General features: G+C 62.1%; 12 protein-coding genes and 1 pseudogene. 8 read left to right on the forward strand and 5 right to left on the reverse strand.

The window, feature by feature from the left end; genetic code table 11:
* Positions 1-113 precede the first annotated feature (113 nt).
* From XnspCFBP7698_RS21920 to XnspCFBP7698_RS20610, 5 genes and pseudogenes are all read right to left on the reverse strand, one after another.
* A pseudogene (locus XnspCFBP7698_RS21920) lies at positions 114-392 on the reverse strand (hypothetical protein); the annotation flags it as partial.
* 690 nt (positions 393-1,082) lie between these two features.
* Positions 1,083-3,698: a DEAD/DEAH box helicase gene (locus XnspCFBP7698_RS20595; protein WP_104581466.1), complete on the reverse strand. Its 2,616-nt coding sequence runs from the start codon at positions 3,696-3,698 to the stop codon at positions 1,083-1,085.
* Positions 3,695-4,642, reverse strand: coding sequence for a DUF1837 domain-containing protein (locus XnspCFBP7698_RS20600; protein WP_199680256.1), 948 nt, complete (start codon positions 4,640-4,642; stop codon positions 3,695-3,697). The genes XnspCFBP7698_RS20595 and XnspCFBP7698_RS20600 overlap by 4 nt, the downstream gene beginning before the upstream one ends.
* A gap of 228 nt (positions 4,643-4,870) precedes the next feature.
* Complete coding sequence (locus tag XnspCFBP7698_RS20605; RefSeq protein ID WP_146093272.1) at positions 4,871-5,281, reverse strand: hypothetical protein; 411 nt, start codon at positions 5,279-5,281, stop codon at positions 4,871-4,873.
* Positions 5,282-5,452: 171 nt separating this feature from the next.
* A complete protein-coding gene (locus XnspCFBP7698_RS20610) occupies positions 5,453-8,617 on the reverse strand; it encodes a TonB-dependent receptor (protein ID WP_199680257.1) in 3,165 nt (1,054 codons plus the stop codon).
* 823 nt (positions 8,618-9,440) lie between these two features.
* Between XnspCFBP7698_RS20610 and XnspCFBP7698_RS20625 the strand changes: the two genes are divergently transcribed.
* The 8 genes from XnspCFBP7698_RS20625 (at position 9,441) to XnspCFBP7698_RS20660 (ending at position 18,552) form a co-directional block, all read left to right on the forward strand.
* Positions 9,441-10,181, forward strand: coding sequence for a flagellar motor protein (locus XnspCFBP7698_RS20625; protein ID WP_039565224.1), 741 nt, complete (start codon positions 9,441-9,443; stop codon positions 10,179-10,181).
* Positions 10,182-10,187: 6 nt separating this feature from the next.
* Positions 10,188-11,162 carry a flagellar motor protein MotD gene (gene motD, locus XnspCFBP7698_RS20630; RefSeq protein WP_104581462.1) on the forward strand — a complete coding sequence of 325 codons (975 nt, stop codon included), beginning with the start codon at positions 10,188-10,190 and terminating at the stop codon, positions 11,160-11,162.
* 1 nt (position 11,163) lies between these two features.
* Positions 11,164-11,946 (forward strand): ParA family protein, encoded by a 783-nt coding sequence (locus tag XnspCFBP7698_RS20635; RefSeq protein WP_047696185.1) that lies wholly within the window; start codon positions 11,164-11,166, stop codon positions 11,944-11,946.
* Entirely contained in the window at positions 11,943-13,238 is a 1,296-nt protein-coding gene (locus tag XnspCFBP7698_RS20640) for a chemotaxis protein CheW (protein ID WP_104581461.1), read from the forward strand. The genes XnspCFBP7698_RS20635 and XnspCFBP7698_RS20640 overlap by 4 nt, the downstream gene beginning before the upstream one ends.
* 97 nt (positions 13,239-13,335) lie before the next feature.
* Positions 13,336-13,644 (forward strand): STAS domain-containing protein, encoded by a 309-nt coding sequence (locus XnspCFBP7698_RS20645; RefSeq protein ID WP_039413671.1) that lies wholly within the window; start codon positions 13,336-13,338, stop codon positions 13,642-13,644.
* Entirely contained in the window at positions 13,641-14,006 is a 366-nt protein-coding gene (locus tag XnspCFBP7698_RS20650) for a response regulator (protein WP_002806565.1), read from the forward strand. Before XnspCFBP7698_RS20645 ends, XnspCFBP7698_RS20650 begins: the two co-directional genes overlap by 4 nt.
* A gap of 33 nt (positions 14,007-14,039) precedes the next feature.
* The gene (locus XnspCFBP7698_RS20655) at positions 14,040-16,043 is read left to right on the forward strand and encodes a chemotaxis protein CheA (RefSeq protein WP_104581460.1); all 2,004 of its coding nucleotides are present in this window, start codon (positions 14,040-14,042) and stop codon (positions 16,041-16,043) included.
* A gap of 244 nt (positions 16,044-16,287) precedes the next feature.
* Positions 16,288-18,552 carry a methyl-accepting chemotaxis protein gene (locus XnspCFBP7698_RS20660; RefSeq protein ID WP_104581459.1) on the forward strand — a complete coding sequence of 755 codons (2,265 nt, stop codon included), beginning with the start codon at positions 16,288-16,290 and terminating at the stop codon, positions 18,550-18,552.
* Positions 18,553-18,563: the final 11 nt, after the last annotated feature.

Below are 18,563 nucleotides of genomic sequence, written 5' to 3' on the forward strand. Positions count from 1 at the left end.
ACAACCATGAGCGCCCCAACATGGCGCTCGGCGGTATCACGCCAGCAATGAAATTGGCGATGGCCGCCTAGCTCTACTTTTGGCGAACGCTCAAAGCGGGGGGATTACCCGGCGAGCCGGCGCAGCACCTCGCCCACATTCCACTGCAGGCGGTGAGCGAAGGCTGGCAATAGATCAACCGGCACAGATGCCGGCATGGATGGTGCGATAGACATGGCAACGCCCTCCTGGAACAACCCAAGAACCGCCGCCAACGGCGACGGGATGTCGGGAGGTTCGAAACCGCTCATAGCCGGCGGGCGTATTCCCCTTGCGGGTGTTGTATTAGCCGCCCTCCCGACACAGGCATTGCGTCGGCTTGCACCTGCAGGACGCAGGCACAAAAAACCCACCGGTTTGACGGAGGTGGGTACCGCTATGAGAGGAGTTTCGACGCTCCTTGGGCCTAGATTGCAAGTACGCGGTCTCGCGTGTCAATACACGCTGGCAGGTCTCGCGCGGCTGTGTGCGCCGCTAGCGCAGTTCAATACGGGCCACGCAAGCCGAGCGCCGTCGCCTGATAAGTGCACCTGAGCCCATCACGGACTGGATACGACAAAAAACGCAGACCCATCGTTAAGGCCTTCAACCTGCAGGTAATGCAGGTAACGCGGATGATCCGAGAGCCGGAGCGGCGCGCCCATACCGCCGCGCGGCAGGCTTGGGCGCGATGGTTTGGCGACTACCAGGCTGCAGTGGAAGTAAACCTGGAACCGTTGTTTCCATTACCTCCGTCCTATTTTTCCGTTATCGACCTGTTACGCAGCTTATGTAGGAGAACTTCTCGAGAGTGCCATCGATCCTAAATATCCAGAAACATCGGCCACCGTAGCCGTCTTCTAACACCTCAAAATGATCCACTCCGGCTCCGATCTTCTGCACGCTATCTATGTGCAGGGTAAGTAGCGCTCGTAGATCCACCTCGTCATCGGTTAGGACTCTATCACCCACTCTATATCTACCCAGCATTCCCTTAAAAAATTGAAGGGCATCCTTCTGTAGGACGAAGACCCTACTACCCACCTGCACAGACTTTGCGGCCATTAAACCCCCGAATTTTTCACACTATCGATGATTGATTGAACTTCCCTTACTATGATTACAGGTATATCAGACCCGACGATCAAATTAATGTTGTCACGCATCCAGTTAAGACATTCATTCTGATTCATCTGATCATTGGCAATGATATCATTAATTTCCACTGCACTCATTCGAGATAACCCCAGTTCCATCAATGACAGCATGGTCCGCGTTGAAACACCAAACTCTAGCGCCGTCCCTATGTCGATGTCATCACTCAACAAATCGGCACGATCCGCCTCTGCGAGGAAGAACTTTAGAACATCGACGTATGCCGCGATGTACTTGGGCGCCTTGAATCTGGCGACCTGCTCGACAAGCTCCATGGTCTCTCTGATGATCAAAGGTACTTTGACCTCCTTTCCCTTGCGGTTTAGGTAGTCAATTCGTTTCCTTATCATGTATCTGAGAGAGTATCCCCTAAGCCAGTCAAGAACTACGATCGAGTACACGGTTGTAGCAGAGGGAGGCTGAAACGCAGGGAATACGTGCTCGTTGATAGCACTCATAATCGCATTGAACCTTCCGTACGCCTTGTCGCTATCAGCTGGTTCAAGTAGCAGCAGCTCTTCTCTTCCCAAGAAACGTCTGAAGTACTGCAATAGCTTCTGGAGACCAAGGGCTGCAACGCCTGGGTGTCGGGAGATTAAATCTGCAGGAAGCTCAATCGCAGGAACCACCGACGCCAGGCTGCTGTTTAGTGCGAGGATATCGGCAGCGTCACGGCGCAACGCGAATGGGGCATCGAGGATTGATCCACTCCTCATATACACTTCCAGAAGATAGGATGAAACATGCTCGAGATCCGAATTATCGAGTATCTCTCTGTCCCCTGCATCTGGCCTTGCCCTTATGTACGCGTCGAGTTCGTTAACTCTATCCATTACTGCATCCGTTTCTCGCTCAATAGGATAGCGAGAGCGCTCTGGAACCCCGGAAGGCCAAGCATCAGAATCATTTGGGTCAATACAGACAATGTTTCCCTGAAACTCATTCCCCCAGCGACCGGCACGACCGGCCAGGTTCCAGAAGTCAGCTGCTCCCATAGGATGACTGCGCCCTTTGCGAGGGCCTCGTACGACGATTGTGCGGCAGGATAGATTTACTCCTTCAACCAATGTGGACGTGCAGACCAGAAATCTTAGCTTTCCGATGCGGAAGAGCTTCTCAATCTCCTGACGAAGAAGAGAAGGCATGTTTCCATAGTGGAACGCAACCCCTCGCTCTACCACATTGGCAAGCTGATACTCAGGATGAACTCCCTTTCGCGCAAGATCTGCAAGATTGGCAAGCTCCGAATCGATTACAGTATCGCTTTCGATTTGCTGGAAGATGAGCATCGCGATCTTTTCAGCATCCGCAGCACCATTCGCATACACCAGCGTCCCACCGCGATGACCGACTGCGGCCGCAATGGATGCAATCTTCTTCAATAGGCTAGTAGGCCTATTCTTAAGAATGAGACTTCCAATCGGAAGCATACCGGAGGGCGTTCTTAGATCAAGCATCCACTCCAATGGCTTGCCGGCGCACGGTGAGCACAGGATTATGTTCTGAAGAACTGTTGGGAAGTCGCTATCCACGGCGACCTTCTTGGCTATGGCCGGCGCGTCCTGTAACAGAATTCCGGGATTCTGGGTCGCGGGACTGATGAAAACAGCTCGCATGGATGGATTCCCTGATGCCACGCGCTCTATCGCCGATTGAAGAATGACCCCTCTCCCACCATCTCCGATCTTATGCGCCTCGTCTACCACGAGAAGATCAATCCGCAGACCATCTCCGACTGCATTTACCAAAAGGTGAAGCCGCTCCTGCGTAAAGATAAGAATGACCTTCTTTGCCTGCTTCAGAGGGACGATGTAGCTATCTTTGAGCGGCAACGATGCCACGTGAATTCTATCCGCAACCTCCATCTCGCTGACGAGTTCAATTATTGAAGACTCGACCTCTGAGACCAACGCCCGCGTCGGTGCGATATACACGGCAACGGTCGAATCGCTTGTCAACATCCGGTCGATCAGCCATTTGCGCACCAGAAACGTCTTTCCAGACGCGGTGGGCGCGGAAGCCGATAGCCAGGACGTCTCATCCGATGACGCCCCGCTCCAGAAGTCGCGCTGAAAGTCATTAACTGGCAACCACTTCCCCGTGAACTTTTCGAGGACGGTTGTCTCCATCTGCCTACGAAATGCTTCGAGGCGACTTGTAATTCCTAGACGGCCATCCAGTCTTGGGCTGATGAGCGCACGCTCTTCAGCGAGGGTGACCGCACGATGATTTGATAGTTTCTCAAGCAAGATCGCACCCGCGTCCCGCCAAGTTTTTCGTTCTGGGAGCAGCACAGCTGCCGTCGCGATCTTCAACGCTGTCTCTTCATGGCTCCGAATCCTTGACCGAGCGAGTATGCTCCCGGCCAAGAGCAAACGCTGCCAGTCGATAGGCTGGTAATCAGCCGAAGATTCCTTACTGGGGGAGAGTTCAAATTCCATCTCGACCATCTTCCGAGAGATGAGAGCAATTTCATCCCGGACACCATCCTCCACTAGCCAGTCCTGCAGTTCCGTTGCACTCATTTTGTGATCCCCAACGCGCGCAAGAATTCCCGTCTGAATGTGCTCACCTTGGGCACCGGCACACACAGAAGCTCTATCTCAAACTTCTCTATTTTTCTTTTTTCCACATGTTTCTTGGCCTGGATAAGCCAATCCTGGATGTCTAATTTTGCTTGCGCAGCGAGCTCTGCCGCAATAGCGCTGCCGTTCGCCTCTGGGTACATCGCCGAGTCGAACCCGACAAGCCCTATTCCGCAATAACGCACTCGATTAGACATAGTTGAGTTTTTGTCGAAGTATCGTTTGAACGCAGAAGTTAGTTCAGAATTACTGAGATCTGCTTTGTCGCTGAGGAGCACAAGATCTCTCTCTCGCTCCGCCTCTTCGCTCTCCTCTTGTGAAAGGAATGGGGCGAGTGAGCGAAGACATGCGGAAATTGCTGAACTAGGCGTGGCATAGACTTTGGACTCTCCCCAGTAGAGCTTGAGGACACCTTCATCTGTAACCCCTGCGTACACGCCGTCCGCACCGTGGTAGTGCATCTTCGAATCGGTCTTTAGATCCATCTTGCACAGCACTTGCGGAATTTTAAGATAATGCTGGGCGAGGACGTAGAGAAGCATCTCCCCACCCTCGCCACTATTATTCAAATCGGTAAATAGACTGCGGGCTTCAAAAAGAAGCGCATTCATCGCCGTAGAACTTTTGAATTCAGCGTCCCTCTTTCGCGCTGCCTCGATCTTAGCCCGCGGAATTGCGTAGTCCGTTAATACAAGACGAAGATACTCAACAAGTCGCGACACCTTGACCCGCCCGTTTGCATCAACTGAGAGGCAATGACAGCTCAAGCGCATCTCAGATCCTGCGATTGGTATAGACTTCTCTATCAGGGTCAGGTGCACATCCAGCTGATTCGCATCCCCAGATAGAATTGCCTCAAGGTCGCTTGATTTTAGTTCCGTCACTGGAAATCCCATAAATCCGTTAAGCACAGCCTAGCGCTATAAAACGTACGTGAAAAGGCCTGTTCCGCGACCCTATTCCGTCAATTCTTTGACGTTACAGGTCGGAAGATCATGCAGTGGCTATGAGCCGGCTCTTCTCAAAGCATATGTGTAGGCGGGAAAGGCGGTTTCAACCAAAAAGCGGTTCCAGGTGCACTTTTTCCAGAGACACATACGCCGGCAAGACCCTTAATTATAATCAGCCAGGCATTTATCTAGTGCCTCAGTGGCATCCTTTGCGTCACGAATGGCACCATGAAAAATCTGCGCCGCGGCATAGCGATAGTGCTGTGTCTGACCAGCCGGCTTATCGCCATCCATCGAAATTGCAGCCATGACTAGTGCACCGTCACTTATCCGCATCTCCACTGCGTGCCTCAAAGCATGGCCCAGCTCAGAGCAAATCTTTGTGCTCTTCTTTTCCCATGCACCGGGCGCAACAACAAGTCCTGCAATGCGCTTCTGGAGTGTGCCTGACGCCTGCTCAGCGTCCTGCTTGTAGGCGTCCATATTTTTGGCCACACCGTCGTACTCGATCTTGCCTTGGCCGTGTGCTGAAGATGCAGCCAAGAGCAAGAGAACCCTTGCAAATCTCTTCATGTGCTTCGCCTTCCGTAGGAAGCCGAAAGCGTATCTCAAGGGCTCCCTGCTTCGAAATAACGGTTCCGAAATAACGGTTCCAGGTTCACTTCCACCGCAGCCCGGCCATCGCCAAACCATCGCGCCCATACCGTCCACCACGCGGTAAGCATGGGCGCGACACGTTGGCGCCTAGAACTTATAGGTCAGCCCCAGATACGCCAGCCGGCCTGCGTAGCCGCCTGTATAGAAGCGCGCGCGGGTGTCCTCGCCCAGGTGCGAGCGGGACTCCTGCTTGGTCAGGTTCAGCACCGAGGCAGTGAGGCTGAGCGCCGGGGTGATGTTGTAGGCCGCGTTGACATCGATCTGGTAGTACGGCTCCTCAAAGACGTTCAACCCGTTGACCAGGCCCTGCACCAGTTCACCGCGACGGTTGTACGAGGCGCGCAGCAGCAGGCTGTCGGCTTCGTAGAACACGGTGAGGTTGGTCTGGTTCCTGGCGCTGCCCGGCATGGAGGTCTTGCCGACCTCGGTACCGTCTTCCAGCCGCACCGCCGCCTTGCTGGCATCGTTGTAGGTGTAGTTGAACTGCACACCGAGACCGAATGGCAGCGTGTGCTGCGCGTAGAGCTCCACACCCTGCGAGACCGCGTCCTGGCCGCCGGCCTGGGTGCTGTAGTTCTGCACGGTGACCGGTTGCCCGTCGACCATCATGTTCACGTCGCTGATCACGTCGACCGCAAAGTTCTCCACGTTCTTGCGGAACAGTCCCACACCTGCCACCGAGCCCGGCTGGAAATACCATTCCAGCCCCAGGTCGAACTGGTTGGCCTTGTACGGCTCCAGGTTCTTGTTGCTGCCCGAGCCATACCAGCCCTGTTCGCTGGCACCGCCGGTCAGGCGCCGGTCGGCCACGTACTCGGGACTGTAAAACTCCAGGCTGCCAGGCGCGGCGATGTCGTTGTAGCTGGGACGTGCGATCACTTTCGCGGCTGCCGCGCGCAGCAGCAGGTTTTCGGTCAGGTCGTAGGCCAGGTTGAAACTCGGCAGCACGTCGGTGTAGTTGCGGTCCAGCCCGCTGATCACGAACGACTCGGTGCGTTGCACGCTGTCGGCCAAACGCCAGTAGCCTTCGGTGCCGCAATAGGTATCGGCCGGCGCGCCGCCGGGGGTGCCGGCGCCCTGCTGGCAGGCCAGCGGATTACCGTCTGCGCCGTCGAAGAAATAGTCGTTGTAGGCGGTCACCTTGTCGGTGGACTCGGCACGCTGGCCGGTGCGCGCCACCCGCACGCCGACGTTGCCACGCAGCCGCTCGGTGTGGAAGTTGAGTTGCAGGTAGCTGGAATAGATCTCTTCGTCGACGTTGTAGACGAAGTTGTCTTCGCTGCGGGTCTGCATGGCGCCGTAGGTTTGGTTCAAGTAGCCGATGTAGCCCGGGAAGTTGATCGCCGGGAACGCGCTGGCGTTGACGCCGCCGGCCAGGTTGTCCTGCGCGAACAGCAGCCCCGGCGAGAACTGCGTGGCGATGGCATTGCAGCGCCCATTCCAATAACGGTTGTCGTAGTCGCCCGGGTCGGTGCCTGGGCACACCCAGTAGTTGTTGCCGGTACTGCGGTGGATGCCGCCGTCGCGACGTTTGATGCCGAACTGCAGCGAGTCGAAGACCTCGCCGTCGAAATGCCAGGTGGTATCGATCTGCGCGTACTGCTGCTGGTTGGTGTTGCGGGTCCAGGACGAACCGGTCGAGCCCAGGTCGACCTGCAGGATGCCGTCGCGCAGGTTCTGCATCAGCTCCGGCGAGAACGTCATGCTCGGTGTGCCGGTCAGGTCCCAGGCGCTGGCGAAGTTGCCGTTGGTCCAGCTGCCGTCGGCGTTCTGCAGGCGCGGCTTGATCGGCAGGGAAAACTGCAGCTCCGGCCCGCCCTTGGCCCAGGTGCGGCCGGCCTTGAACGCCACGTCCACCTGCTCGCCACGCCATTCGCCGCCCAGGTCCACCGTCTGCGACTGCGATTTTTCGATGTTGTAGCTGCCGGTGATCTGCGGCGTCGGCACCGTGCAGTCGTCCGAGCCCCAGCCGCCCGGCGGCAGGCCGGCCGCGGCGGCCTCGGCCTCGCTGCAGTAGTAGGTCTTGCCCGGACGCAGGCTGTAGGCGGCGCCAGTGACGATGGTGCCGCTGGGGTCGAACTGCAGCCGGTCGAGCAGACGGCCGCCGCGCCAATTGCCGTCGCCGTTATAACGGGCGATGTTCCACTCGGGAATCTTGATGGTATTGGTCTGCGAGTCTTGCGACAGGTCGAAGCGGAAGTAGTTCGCGGTCAGGGTCAGGTCGTCGGTCGGCTTGAACTGCAAGGTTAGCTGCCCGCCCTTGCGCTCGCGCTCCTCGCGTTTGGCGCCCAGGCTGACCGCCGTCGGCATCATGAAACCGGTGGCGTAATTGCCGTCCTGGTTCCAGAAGCCGGTCCCGCCCCACCAATTGGCATTGAAGTCCGACGGATTGCCGTTGACGTCGACCGCCGGGCCGCCTTCGTCGCGCCCGTACCACTGCCAGCTCTCGGTACTGGCATCGAGCGTACGTGCGGTGCGCTTTTGCTGCGTGTAGCCAACGAAGACACCGAAGCGGTCTTCCTTGTCGTGCCACGAGTAGGAACCGGAGAACTGGCCGTCGGTGTTCTTGCTGGTATCGGACCAGGTGCCCTCGGCAGAGACGAAGCCGGAGTTTGGCTCCAGTTCCAGCGGGCGCCGCGTCTGCAGGATCACCGTGCCGCCGATGCCGCCTTCGTCGATGCGCGCTTCCGGGGTCTTGTACAACTCCGCGCTGCCCAGCAGGTTCGACGGCAGCAGCGTGTAGTTGAACGAGCGCGTCGGGTCGCCGTTGGACTCGGCGGTGGCGATGTAGTTGCCGTTCAATTCGGTCAGCACCAGCTCCGAGGACAGGCCACGCACACTGACGTTCTTGCCCTCGCCGCCGTCGCGGCTGATGACCACGCCGGGCACGCGCTGCAGCGCATCGGCCACGTTCTTGTCGGGGAACTTGCCCACGTCCTCGGCGGTGATCACATCGACCACGGCGTTGGCGTTGCGCTTCTGCTCCAGGCTTTTTTCGATCGCGTAGCGGTAGCCGGTCACCGTCACTGCGTCCAGGTCCGTGGCCTGCACCTCGGCCTGCACCTCGGCCTGGCCCGTGGGCGCCGGCGTGCCGTCGGCCTGCTGGGCGGCGGCGGTGGAGGCGGCGCTCGCGAACAAGGCGATGGCGATACCGGCGGACAGCGTGCTGCGGTGGCGTGCGAATGGCATGCAGTTCATTTCGATCATGCTCTCCCAAAGGTGATCGGCTCCGGCGGATTTCTGTCGATCCAACGATCGGACAAGAACGCCGCGCGAAGTGACACAGACATATCCGGCGCCGTTGCAGCGACCCGGCCCCCTCCTCTTGCGTCCGCTTCTGCGCGGGCGCAATTAGATCGTTCTAATGCAGTGGGAAACTAAGTACCACAGCCCCTGCAGCAACGCATTCTGCCGCGCAACAGGCCCGCGGCGCTTTAAGACATCCACGACCTGCAGAGCTCGCCACGCTTGCATGCTGCACAGCACAGCCTGCCGCCTGCAGCAGCAGCTCGATCGCGCCAGCAAAACGCGCTCGCCCGCAACCGGGCGCAAGCGGTTTTCCCTAACGTCACCTAACCAAAGGCTCCTCGAAATCACACCAACAACGTGCCGAGGCACCAGCGTGGCCGGGGATTGGCGGAGAGCGGCACACGGATGTGCCGCGACGGCGCGTCAGACAGGATGTCTGTCGCGCCGAAAAGCCAGTCCCCGGCCGCGCTGGTGCCCCTTACCGAAGCCGACAGCTGATAGTCCGCGCCTGGACGTACCCTCACCCCAACCCATCTCCCGCAGGAGAGAGGCTTTAGTGCCGCGCCGGACTCAGGACTCCTCGAAATCACACCAGTAAAGTGCCGAGGCAGCAGTGTGGCCGGAGATCGGCGGAGAGCGGCACGGGAATGCGCTGCGACGGCGAGTCAGACAGGATGTCTGTCGAGCCGAGGAACCGATCCCCGGCCGCGCATACCGCACGCAACGAAGCCGGCAATTAAAGGCCCACACCCCAGAACGACAACTTTCTGGCGCCCCAACCCGGCGCATCTATCAAGTCCGCCGCACTTGGGCCGATACCCCATGCATGGACAGATTGAGCATCATCGGACTGGTGCTGGCGATCGTGGCGATCGTCGGCGGCAGCGTGTTGAAGGGCGCCGGCATTTCGTCGCTGTGGTCGCCGGCTGCCTTCGTGATCGTGATCGTCGGCACCGTGGCGGCGATCCTGCTGCATACCTCGCCGGCAGTTTTCCGGCGCGCGTTCAAGATTCTGCGTTGGGTGGTGCAGCCGCCGGCCAGCGACCGGCCGCAGCTTGTCGCGCGGATCGTGGAATGGAGCAACATCGCGCGTCGCCAGGGCCTGCTGGGCCTGGAAGACCAGCTGCCGCGCCAGAGCGACGCCTTCCTGCGCAAGGGGCTGCAGATGCTGGTCGATGGCGTGGAGCCCGAAGCCATGCGCCACATGCTCGAGATCGAAGTGGACAACCAGGAGCGTCAGGATCTTGCCGCGGCCAAGGTGTTCGAGGGCATGGGCATCTACGCCCCCACCCTGGGCATCATCGGCGCGGTGCTCGGGCTGATGGCGGTGATGAAGAACCTGGCCGACCCGGCCATGCTCGGGCACGGCATCGCCGCGGCCTTCACTGCCACCATCTACGGCATCGCCTCGGCCAACCTGCTGTTCCTGCCGGTGGCCGCCAAGCTCAAGAGCGTGATCCATTGCAGCACCAACGAGCGCGAAATGGCGATCGAAGGGCTGATTGCGATCGCCCAGGGCGAGAACCCGCGCAACATCGAATCGAAATTGGCAGGCTACTTGCATTAACTCGTTATGGCCCGTCGTCGCAAACACCACGAAGAACATGGCAACCACGAAGCGTGGGCGATTCCGTATGCCGATCTGATGACGCTGTTGCTGGCGTTTTTCGTGGTGATGTACGCCATCTCCTCGCTCAACGAAGGCAAATACAAGGTCATGGCGCAGGCATTGACCAGCGCCTTCGGCGGCTCGTCCAATGCCGCCAGCCCGGTGCAACTGGGCAAGACCCAGACCCTGGGCGCCGACTACGACCGGCCGTCGGTGATCAAGGCTGGCGCGCCGATGGCCGCCTCCAACGGTCCCACCGACCCCACCCTGCTGCCGTCGATGGCCGCGCAGATGCGCATGCCGGTGTCGTTGCGCAACCAGGCGCAGCTGGCGCGTGCGCAACGCCAGATGGATGCGGTGGCCCAGCAACTGGGCAAGACGCTGGCGCCGCTGATCGACAAGCAACTCATCACCATTCGCCGCAACGATCTGTGGATCGAGGTGGAGATCAACAGCGACATCCTGTTCGGCACCGGCTCGGCCACCCTGGCCGGCGGTGCGCGCGGCACCATGTCCACGCTTGCGGCGGTGCTGCGCGATGCGCCCAATGGCGTGCGTGTGGAGGGCTACACCGACAACCAGCCCATCGCCACCGCGCAATTTCCGTCCAACTGGGAGCTGTCGGCGGCGCGCGCGGCCAGCGTGGTGCACCTATTTGCCGACGATGGCATCGCCCCGCAACGATTGGCGATGGTGGGCTATGGAGAATTCCGCGCACGTGCCGATAACTCAACTGAGGCGGGACGGAATGCGAACCGGCGTGTGGTGTTGATCATCCTCGCTGACTCAGCTGGCTCACTCGCACCCGATCCGCCATCGCAGTTGCATGCGACCGCCGCCGGGGCGCCAAAGCTACCCAAGTCTGACGGCGGCCAAACGGCCGTCACCACCGAAAGCGGCACAAGTTCCGTCCCCGCCGTAATTCAAGGAGTGCAGTGAGATGCGTATCTGGGCAATCGCCAACCAAAAGGGCGGCGTCGGCAAGACCACCACGACGCTGGCACTGGGTCGCGGCCTGGCTGCGCTCGGCCACCGGGTGTTGTTGATCGACCTCGATCCGCACTCCTCGCTCACCCGCGCGTTCGGCGTGGCGATCGACCCGCCGCCGCGCGGGGTGCTTGACCTGTTCGGCACCCCGCCGAGCGATCTTGCCAGCCTGGCGCACGACAGCAGCATCCCCGGCCTGTCGTATGTCTGCGCGCAAGCCGCACTGGCCACCCTGGAACGCCGCAGCGCCAACCAGCCCGGCCTGGGCCTGGCACTGCAGAACGCCATGACCCGCCATGCCGGCCAGCACGATTACATCCTGCTCGACTGCCCGCCCACGCTCGGCCTGCTGATGATCAATGCATTGGCCGCCTGCGACCGCGTGGTGGTACCGACCCAGGCCGAGCCGCTCGCGCTGCATGGCCTGGCCAGCATGGTGCGTACGGCCGACATGGTGCAGCGTTCGCGCCGCCGCGAGTTGCCGGTGTCGATCCTGCCGACCCTGTTCGACCGCCGCACCCGCGCCGGCACCGAGACGCTCAAGGAAATGCAGGCCACCTACGGCCCGGTCGTCTGGGAAGACGCGGTGCCGGTGGACACCCGAATCTGCAATGCCGCTGCACTGACCGTCCCGGCCACCGGTGGCGACTATCAGGGCCGTGGCCTGTCCGCCTATCGCCGCGCGCTGGAATGGGTGCTGGCCGATGACGCGATGCGTATGGAGCAAGCCGCATGAGCAACCACACCGCCAACGGTGAGCTGGACGACTATCTGGAAGGCCTGCTGCACGATGCCGGCGTGGAAGCGCCCGCCGCCGTGGCAGTGACCAGCGCGGCCGAGCCGCCGGTGATGCTGGCCGCGAGCGACGAAAACACCGTGGCCCTGGCCGACGCACCGGTGGCCATCACCGCCACCCCGGAGGTGATCGCCGCCGACCTGCTGGCCGACATGCATTCGGATCCGGCCTTCGGTGCGCCCGTGGTTGCCGCGCCCAGCGCCGCCGACATCGCTGCCGATTTCCTGGCCGAGATGGACGCCGACCCGGCCTTCGGTCCGCCGGTGGTTGCCGGCCCCAGTGCCGCCGACATCGCCGCCGATTTCCTGGCCGAGATGGACGCCGACCCGGCCTTCGGTCCGCCGGTGGTTGCCGGCCCCAGTGCCGCCGACATCGCTGCCGACTTCCTGGCGGAGATGGACGCCGACCCGGCCTTCGGTCCGCCGGTGGTTGCCGGCCCCAGTGCCGCCGACATCGCTGCCGATTTCCTGGCCGAGATGGATGCCGACCCGGCTTTTGCCGAGGCGGCCCCCAGCGCGTTCATGAGCACGGCCGATCTGATGGCCGAAATGGATGCCGATCCTGCCTTCGGCGCGCCGGGCTCCGCGGTCGATCTGCTCACTGCCGACCTGCTCGCAGAAATGGATGCCGACCCGGCGTTCGGGCTGGACGCCGCACCTGCCGTTGCACCCACGCCCGCGCCGGCACCCATCCCGCGTGCAGCGCCGGCACCGCCGCGCGCCGCACCCGGCCCGGTCTATCCGCAAGGCCTGCAGGCGCTGCTGGCCCCCGGCCAGGCCGACACGATCCACGCCGAACGCCGTGCCAGCGAACGCAGCACCCGCTGGCTGCGTCTGCGCTGCGGCGAACAGACCTATGCGCTGGAACTGCTCAAGGTGCAGGAAGTGGTACTACCGGTCCCGTTGCTGCCGCTGCGCGGCACGCCCAGCGCGATGCTCGGCATCATGAACCTGCGTGGCCAGGTGGTGCCGGTGATCGACCTGGGCATCCATTTGGGCTCCACGCCGGTGGACATGGACCTGCAAACGCGTGTGGTGGTGCTGGAAGAAAACGGCGAAACCATGGGCCTGCGCGTGTCGGCCGTGGAAGATGTCACCAGCCTGACCGATCAGCAGATCGAGCCGCCGGACAACGCCCGCCTGTGCCGCATTTCCAACAACCTGTTCCGCGGTGTCGCGCGCCTGGGCCATCAGCCGATGATCCTGCTCGATGCCACGCACCTGCTGCATTGATACGCAGCTTGCACAATCTGGCGTGTTGCCGATTCACCGTTAAAGCTTTTCCGCCTTCCGCCGTTAGTACGCATAGAACCATCCGTTCGGAGCAACAATGAGCACAGTGACATTGGGTGAGGATCTCGGCATCGAGACCAGCGCCGACCTCAAGCAGAAGCTTGCCGGATTCCTCACCCAGGACGGCGACCTGGTGCTTGATGCCGGTGAAGTCCGGCGTATCCACACCGCCAGCGTGCAGTTGCTCTGCGCCTTTGTGCAGAGCCGCCGCCAGGCCGGTCTGCACACCGAGTTCGATGGCTGCAACGACACTTTTAGAGATGCGGCACGTCTGCTCGGCGTCACCGACGCACTGGGGCTTTCCGCATCCAATGACAACCTGAAATCTGTGGAGAACGCCGCATGAGCGCACGTATCTTGGTGGTGGACGATTCGGCGTCGATGCGCCAGATGGTCTCTTTCGCCCTCACCTCTGCCGGCTTTGCCGTCGAAGAAGCCGAAGACGGCGCCGTTGCGCTGGGCCGCGCGAAGGGCCAGCGCTTCAATGCGGTGGTCACCGACGTCAACATGCCCAACATGGACGGCATCTCGCTGATTCGCGAGCTGCGCCAGCTGCCGGACTACAAGTTCACCCCGATGCTGATGCTCACCACCGAGTCGGCGGCCGACAAGAAGTCCGAAGGCAAGGCGGCCGGTGCCACCGGCTGGCTGGTCAAGCCGTTCAATCCGGAACAGCTGATCGCCACCGTCCAGAAGGTTCTGGGTTAATTCCTTTTCGCTTCACTTTCGGATTTCACGCCCATGAGCATGGACCTGCAACGTTTCCACGCCACCTTTTTCGAGGAAAGCCGCGAAGGGCTCGATGCGATGGAGGCCGGGCTGCTGTCCCTTGAAGAGGGCAACCGCGACCCGGAAATCATCAACTCGGTGTTCCGTGCCGCGCACTCCATCAAGGGCGGCGCTGCCACGTTCGGGTTCGAGGCCGTGGCCGGCCTGACCCACGTGCTGGAGACGCTGCTGGACGAGTTGCGCTCCAACAAGCGCCAGCTCGAACCCAATGCGGTCGATGCCATGCTCGGCTCGGTCGACGTGCTGCGCGCCCTGCTGCGCGAAGCCGAACACGGCACGCCGGCCGACCCGGCCGCGGTCAAGGCCGTGCATACGCGCTTGAACGCCGTTCTGGCCGGCGAAGCCCCGGCAGCCGCCACGGTTGCCAAGCCGAAGGAAGAAGAGCCCGAAGCCTGGCACATCGGCTTCACCCCGGCGCCGTCGCTGTTCATGAGCGGCAACGATCCACTGCGCATCATCCGCGAGCTGGAGCATCTGGGCCCGCTGCAGATTGCCGCACGCCTGGAGCGCATACCCGGCTTTGAAAACATCGACCCGCTGGAAGCCTATCTGGCGTGGGATCTGGGCCTGATCGGCAAGATCCCGCGCAGCAAGATCGAAGACACCTTTGCCTGGGTCGTGGACGACTGCGAACTGGACATCCGCCCGATGGCGGTGCCCGGCCCGCCGCCGAGCCTGGCCGTGGATGCACCGGCCGCACCGGTGGCCGCCGCAGCTCCGGCCGCTGCCGCCGAACCGGTGGCCGTTGCTGCCGCAACGCCGGCCAAGGCTGCGGCTGCCGAAGCGGAAAGCTCGATCCGCGTCAGCGTCGACAAGGTCGATGCGCTGATCAACCTGGTCGGCGAACTCGTGATTACCCAGGCCATGCTCAAGCAGGTCTCCACCGGCCTGGACCCGGCGCATGCCGAGCGTCTGTTTGCCGGCCTGGATCTGCTCGAACGCAATACCCGTGACCTGCAGGAAGCGGTCATTGGCGTGCGCATGCTGCCCGTCGATGCGGTGTTCCGTCGCTTCCCGCGGCTGGTGCGCGACCTGTCCAGCCGTCTCGGCAAGCAGGTGCGCCTGCGCACGATCGGCGAAGGCACGGAACTGGACAAGGGCCTGATCGAAAAGATCGCCGACCCGCTCGTCCACCTGGTGCGCAACTCGATCGACCACGGTCTGGAAATGCCCGATGCGCGTCGCGCCTCCGGCAAGGACGAGACCGGCACCATCACGCTGGCGGCCTCGCATCAGGGCGGCCACATCGTGATCGAGGTCAGCGACGACGGCCGTGGCCTCAACCGCGCCAAGATCCTGGAAAAAGCCGCCGAACGCGGCATTGCCGTGCCGGACAACCCGACCGATTCGCAGGTGTGGGACCTGATCTTCGCACCCGGCTTCTCCACCGCCGATGCGGTCACCGACCTGTCCGGCCGTGGCGTGGGCATGGACGTGGTCCGCCGCAACATCCAGGGCCTGGGCGGCGAAGTGCAGCTGGAAAGCAATGCCGGCAGCGGCACCCGCGTGCTGATCCGTCTGCCGCTGACCCTGGCCATCCTGGACGGCATGACCGTGTCAGTGGCTGGCGAAACGCTGATCCTGCCGCTGGCCTATGTGCTCGAAGCCCTGCAGCCGGCCGCCGAAGACATCCGCTCGATGGCCGGCGACGGCCGTGTGTTGCGGGTCCGCGGCGAGTATCTGCCGATCTTGTCCCTCACCAACTACTACGGCTTCGGCGGGCAGCAGTCCTCGCAGGAACCGCTGGTGGTGGTGGTGGAAGGCGACGGCCAGAAGATCGCGCTGGAAGTGGACGAACTGCTCGGCCAGCAACAGGTCGTGGTCAAGAACATCGAAAACAACTACCGCCGCATCCCGGGCGTCTCCGGCGCCACCATCCTCGGCGATGGCCGGGTGTCGCTGATCGTGGATATCGGTGGCCTGGTGCGCTCGCTGAAAGTGCCGCAGGCCGCGTAACGCAATACCTTGCGGCAGGGACGCCGCAGTGCAAGGCTCCACGAGACGGCCGCCCAGCGGCCGGACCCGGAGCGATCGCCGGCAGTATGGGGACTGCCGGCATCAGTGACACCCGTCCGGCCCGACACGACCGACGGAGATTCTGGCCCTTTGTCCGGATCTTTCGACTCTGCCATCGTCTTTGGCCCGCCTAGTGACGGGCGCCCACGAGGCCAGTCGTTCTCTGCAACACGAGAAGACCACTATGAACTGGTTCCGCAATCTTGCCGTTGCCCGCAAGCTGGCCGTGGCGTTTTCCTTTACCGCATTGATCACCCTGAGCCTGGGCGTGTTTGCGCTTGCGCGCATGCAGTCGAGCGCGCACCTGTTGCGCGAGATCGGCAACGTGTGGGCGCCGGCAGTGCAGCAGCTGAGCGAAATGCGCGCGCTGCTTGGCGAATTCCGCACCTACGAGCTGGCCCAGCTGGCGCACGCCGACGACCCGAAGGCGGTGCAGAATTATTTCGAACGCATGGACAAGGCGCGTGCCGACGTGGACGCCGCGCAGAGCGCCTATGCCAAGACCACCACGCCGGGCAAGGAGACCGAGTTGTATGGCGAGGTCAAACAGAAGCTGGCCGATTACTACAAGGCCAATGCTGCGCTCAGTGCCGCCGTGCGTGCCGGAGATGTGGTCACCGCAAACAGCGTGTCCGATGAGCAATCGCGGCCGGCGCGGCGCGAGCTGTTCGCCAAGCTGGTGGAGCTCACCAAGTTCAATACCGCACACATGACTAACGAGATCGATCAGGCCGAAGCAGCCTATCGACGCTCGGTACAGGTGATGGTTGCAGCGATGACCCTGGCGGTGCTGCTGGCCGCGTTTGCGGGCTGGTTCATTGCCCGCAGCATCGCCGGCCCGCTCGGCCGTGCGACCCGCGTGGCCGGTGCCATCGCCCAGGGCAAGCTGGATAACGTCATCCAGGTCGATAGCCGCGACGAAGCCGGGCAATTGCTGCACAGCATGCAGGGCATGCAGCAACAGTTGCAGGCCGTGCTGGCCGCCCAGTCGGAGATGGCGCAACGCCATGACGCCGGACAGATCAGCTACCGCATGGATCCGCAGGCATTTCCCGGCGATTTCGGCACGATGGTGCACGACACCAACAGCCTGGTCGGCGCGCACGTGACCCTGCAGACCAGTCTGGCGCAGATCATGTCGCGCTACGCCATCGGCGACCTGAGCCAGGACATGCAGCGCCTGCCCGGCGAAAAGGCCGTGCTCAGCGACACCATGGATACCGTCAAGGCCAATCTTTCGGCGATGAACCGCGAGATCAAGACGCTGGCGCAGGCCGCCGCCAACGGCGATTTCAGCGTGCGCGGCGATGCGCAGCGCTTCCAGTACGACTTCCACGCCATGGTGGACAGCCTCAACCAGCTGATGGCCACCGCCGACGCCAACCTGGCCTCGCTGTCCAAGGTGCTGCAGGCCATTGCCGCCGGCGATCTGAGCGAACGCATGCACGGGCAGTTCCATGGCGTGTTCGCGCAGATGCGCGACGACGCCAATGCCACCACCGAGCAGCTGTCGGGCATCGTCGGGCGCATCCAGCACGCCACCACCTCGATCAATACCGCCGCCAGCGAAATCGCCGCCGGCAACCAGGATCTGTCGCAGCGCACCGAGCAGCAGGCGGCCAACCTGGAAGAAACCGCCGCCTCGATGGAAGAGCTCACCTCCACTGTCAAACAGAATGCCGAGCATGCACGCCAGGCGAACCAGTTGGCGATCGGCGCGGCGGCGGTCGCCTCCCAGGGCGGCAGCGTGGTGGCGCAGGTGGTGACCACCATGTCCGGGATTGAAGTCTCTTCGAAGAAGATCGCCGAGATCATCAGCGTCATCGACGGCATCGCCTTCCAGACCAACATCCTGGCGTTGAACGCGGCGGTGGAAGCCGCGCGTGCCGGCGAACAGGGGCGTGGATTTGCGGTGGTGGCCTCGGAGGTGCGCACGCTGGCGCAGCGCAGCGCCGGCGCCGCGAAGGAGATCAAGCACCTGATCGACGATTCGGTGAGCAAGGTGACCGAAGGCTCGGCGCTGGTGGACCAAGCCGGCAAGACCATGGCCGACATCGTGGCCAGCGTGCAACGCGTCACCGACATCATGGGCGAGATCTCCGCCGCCTCGCAGGAGCAATCGTCCGGGATCGAGCAGGTCAACCTCACCGTGACCCAGATGGATGAAGCCACCCAGCAGAACGCGGCGCTGGTGGAAGAAGCCACCGCCGCCGCACGCGCAATGGAAGAACAGGCCGGCCAGCTGTCCGACGCGGTGGCGATCTTCAAGCTTCAGCCCACCGCCGCCGTGGCGACGGCAGTGGCCCGCCCCGCTCCGTCGCCGGTCAAGGCCGTCAAAAAGCCAGCCGACAAGCGTGCCGCGGCCGCCACGCCGACAGCCACTACGCGTCCGGCGCGCCCGGCCCTGGCAGCGGCTGCCAACGGCGACACCAGCTGGCACGAGTTCTGACGCCCGCGCCC

The organism is Xanthomonas sp. CFBP 7698 (assembly GCF_003600855.1).
Classification (GTDB): domain Bacteria; phylum Pseudomonadota; class Gammaproteobacteria; order Xanthomonadales; family Xanthomonadaceae; genus Xanthomonas; species Xanthomonas cannabis.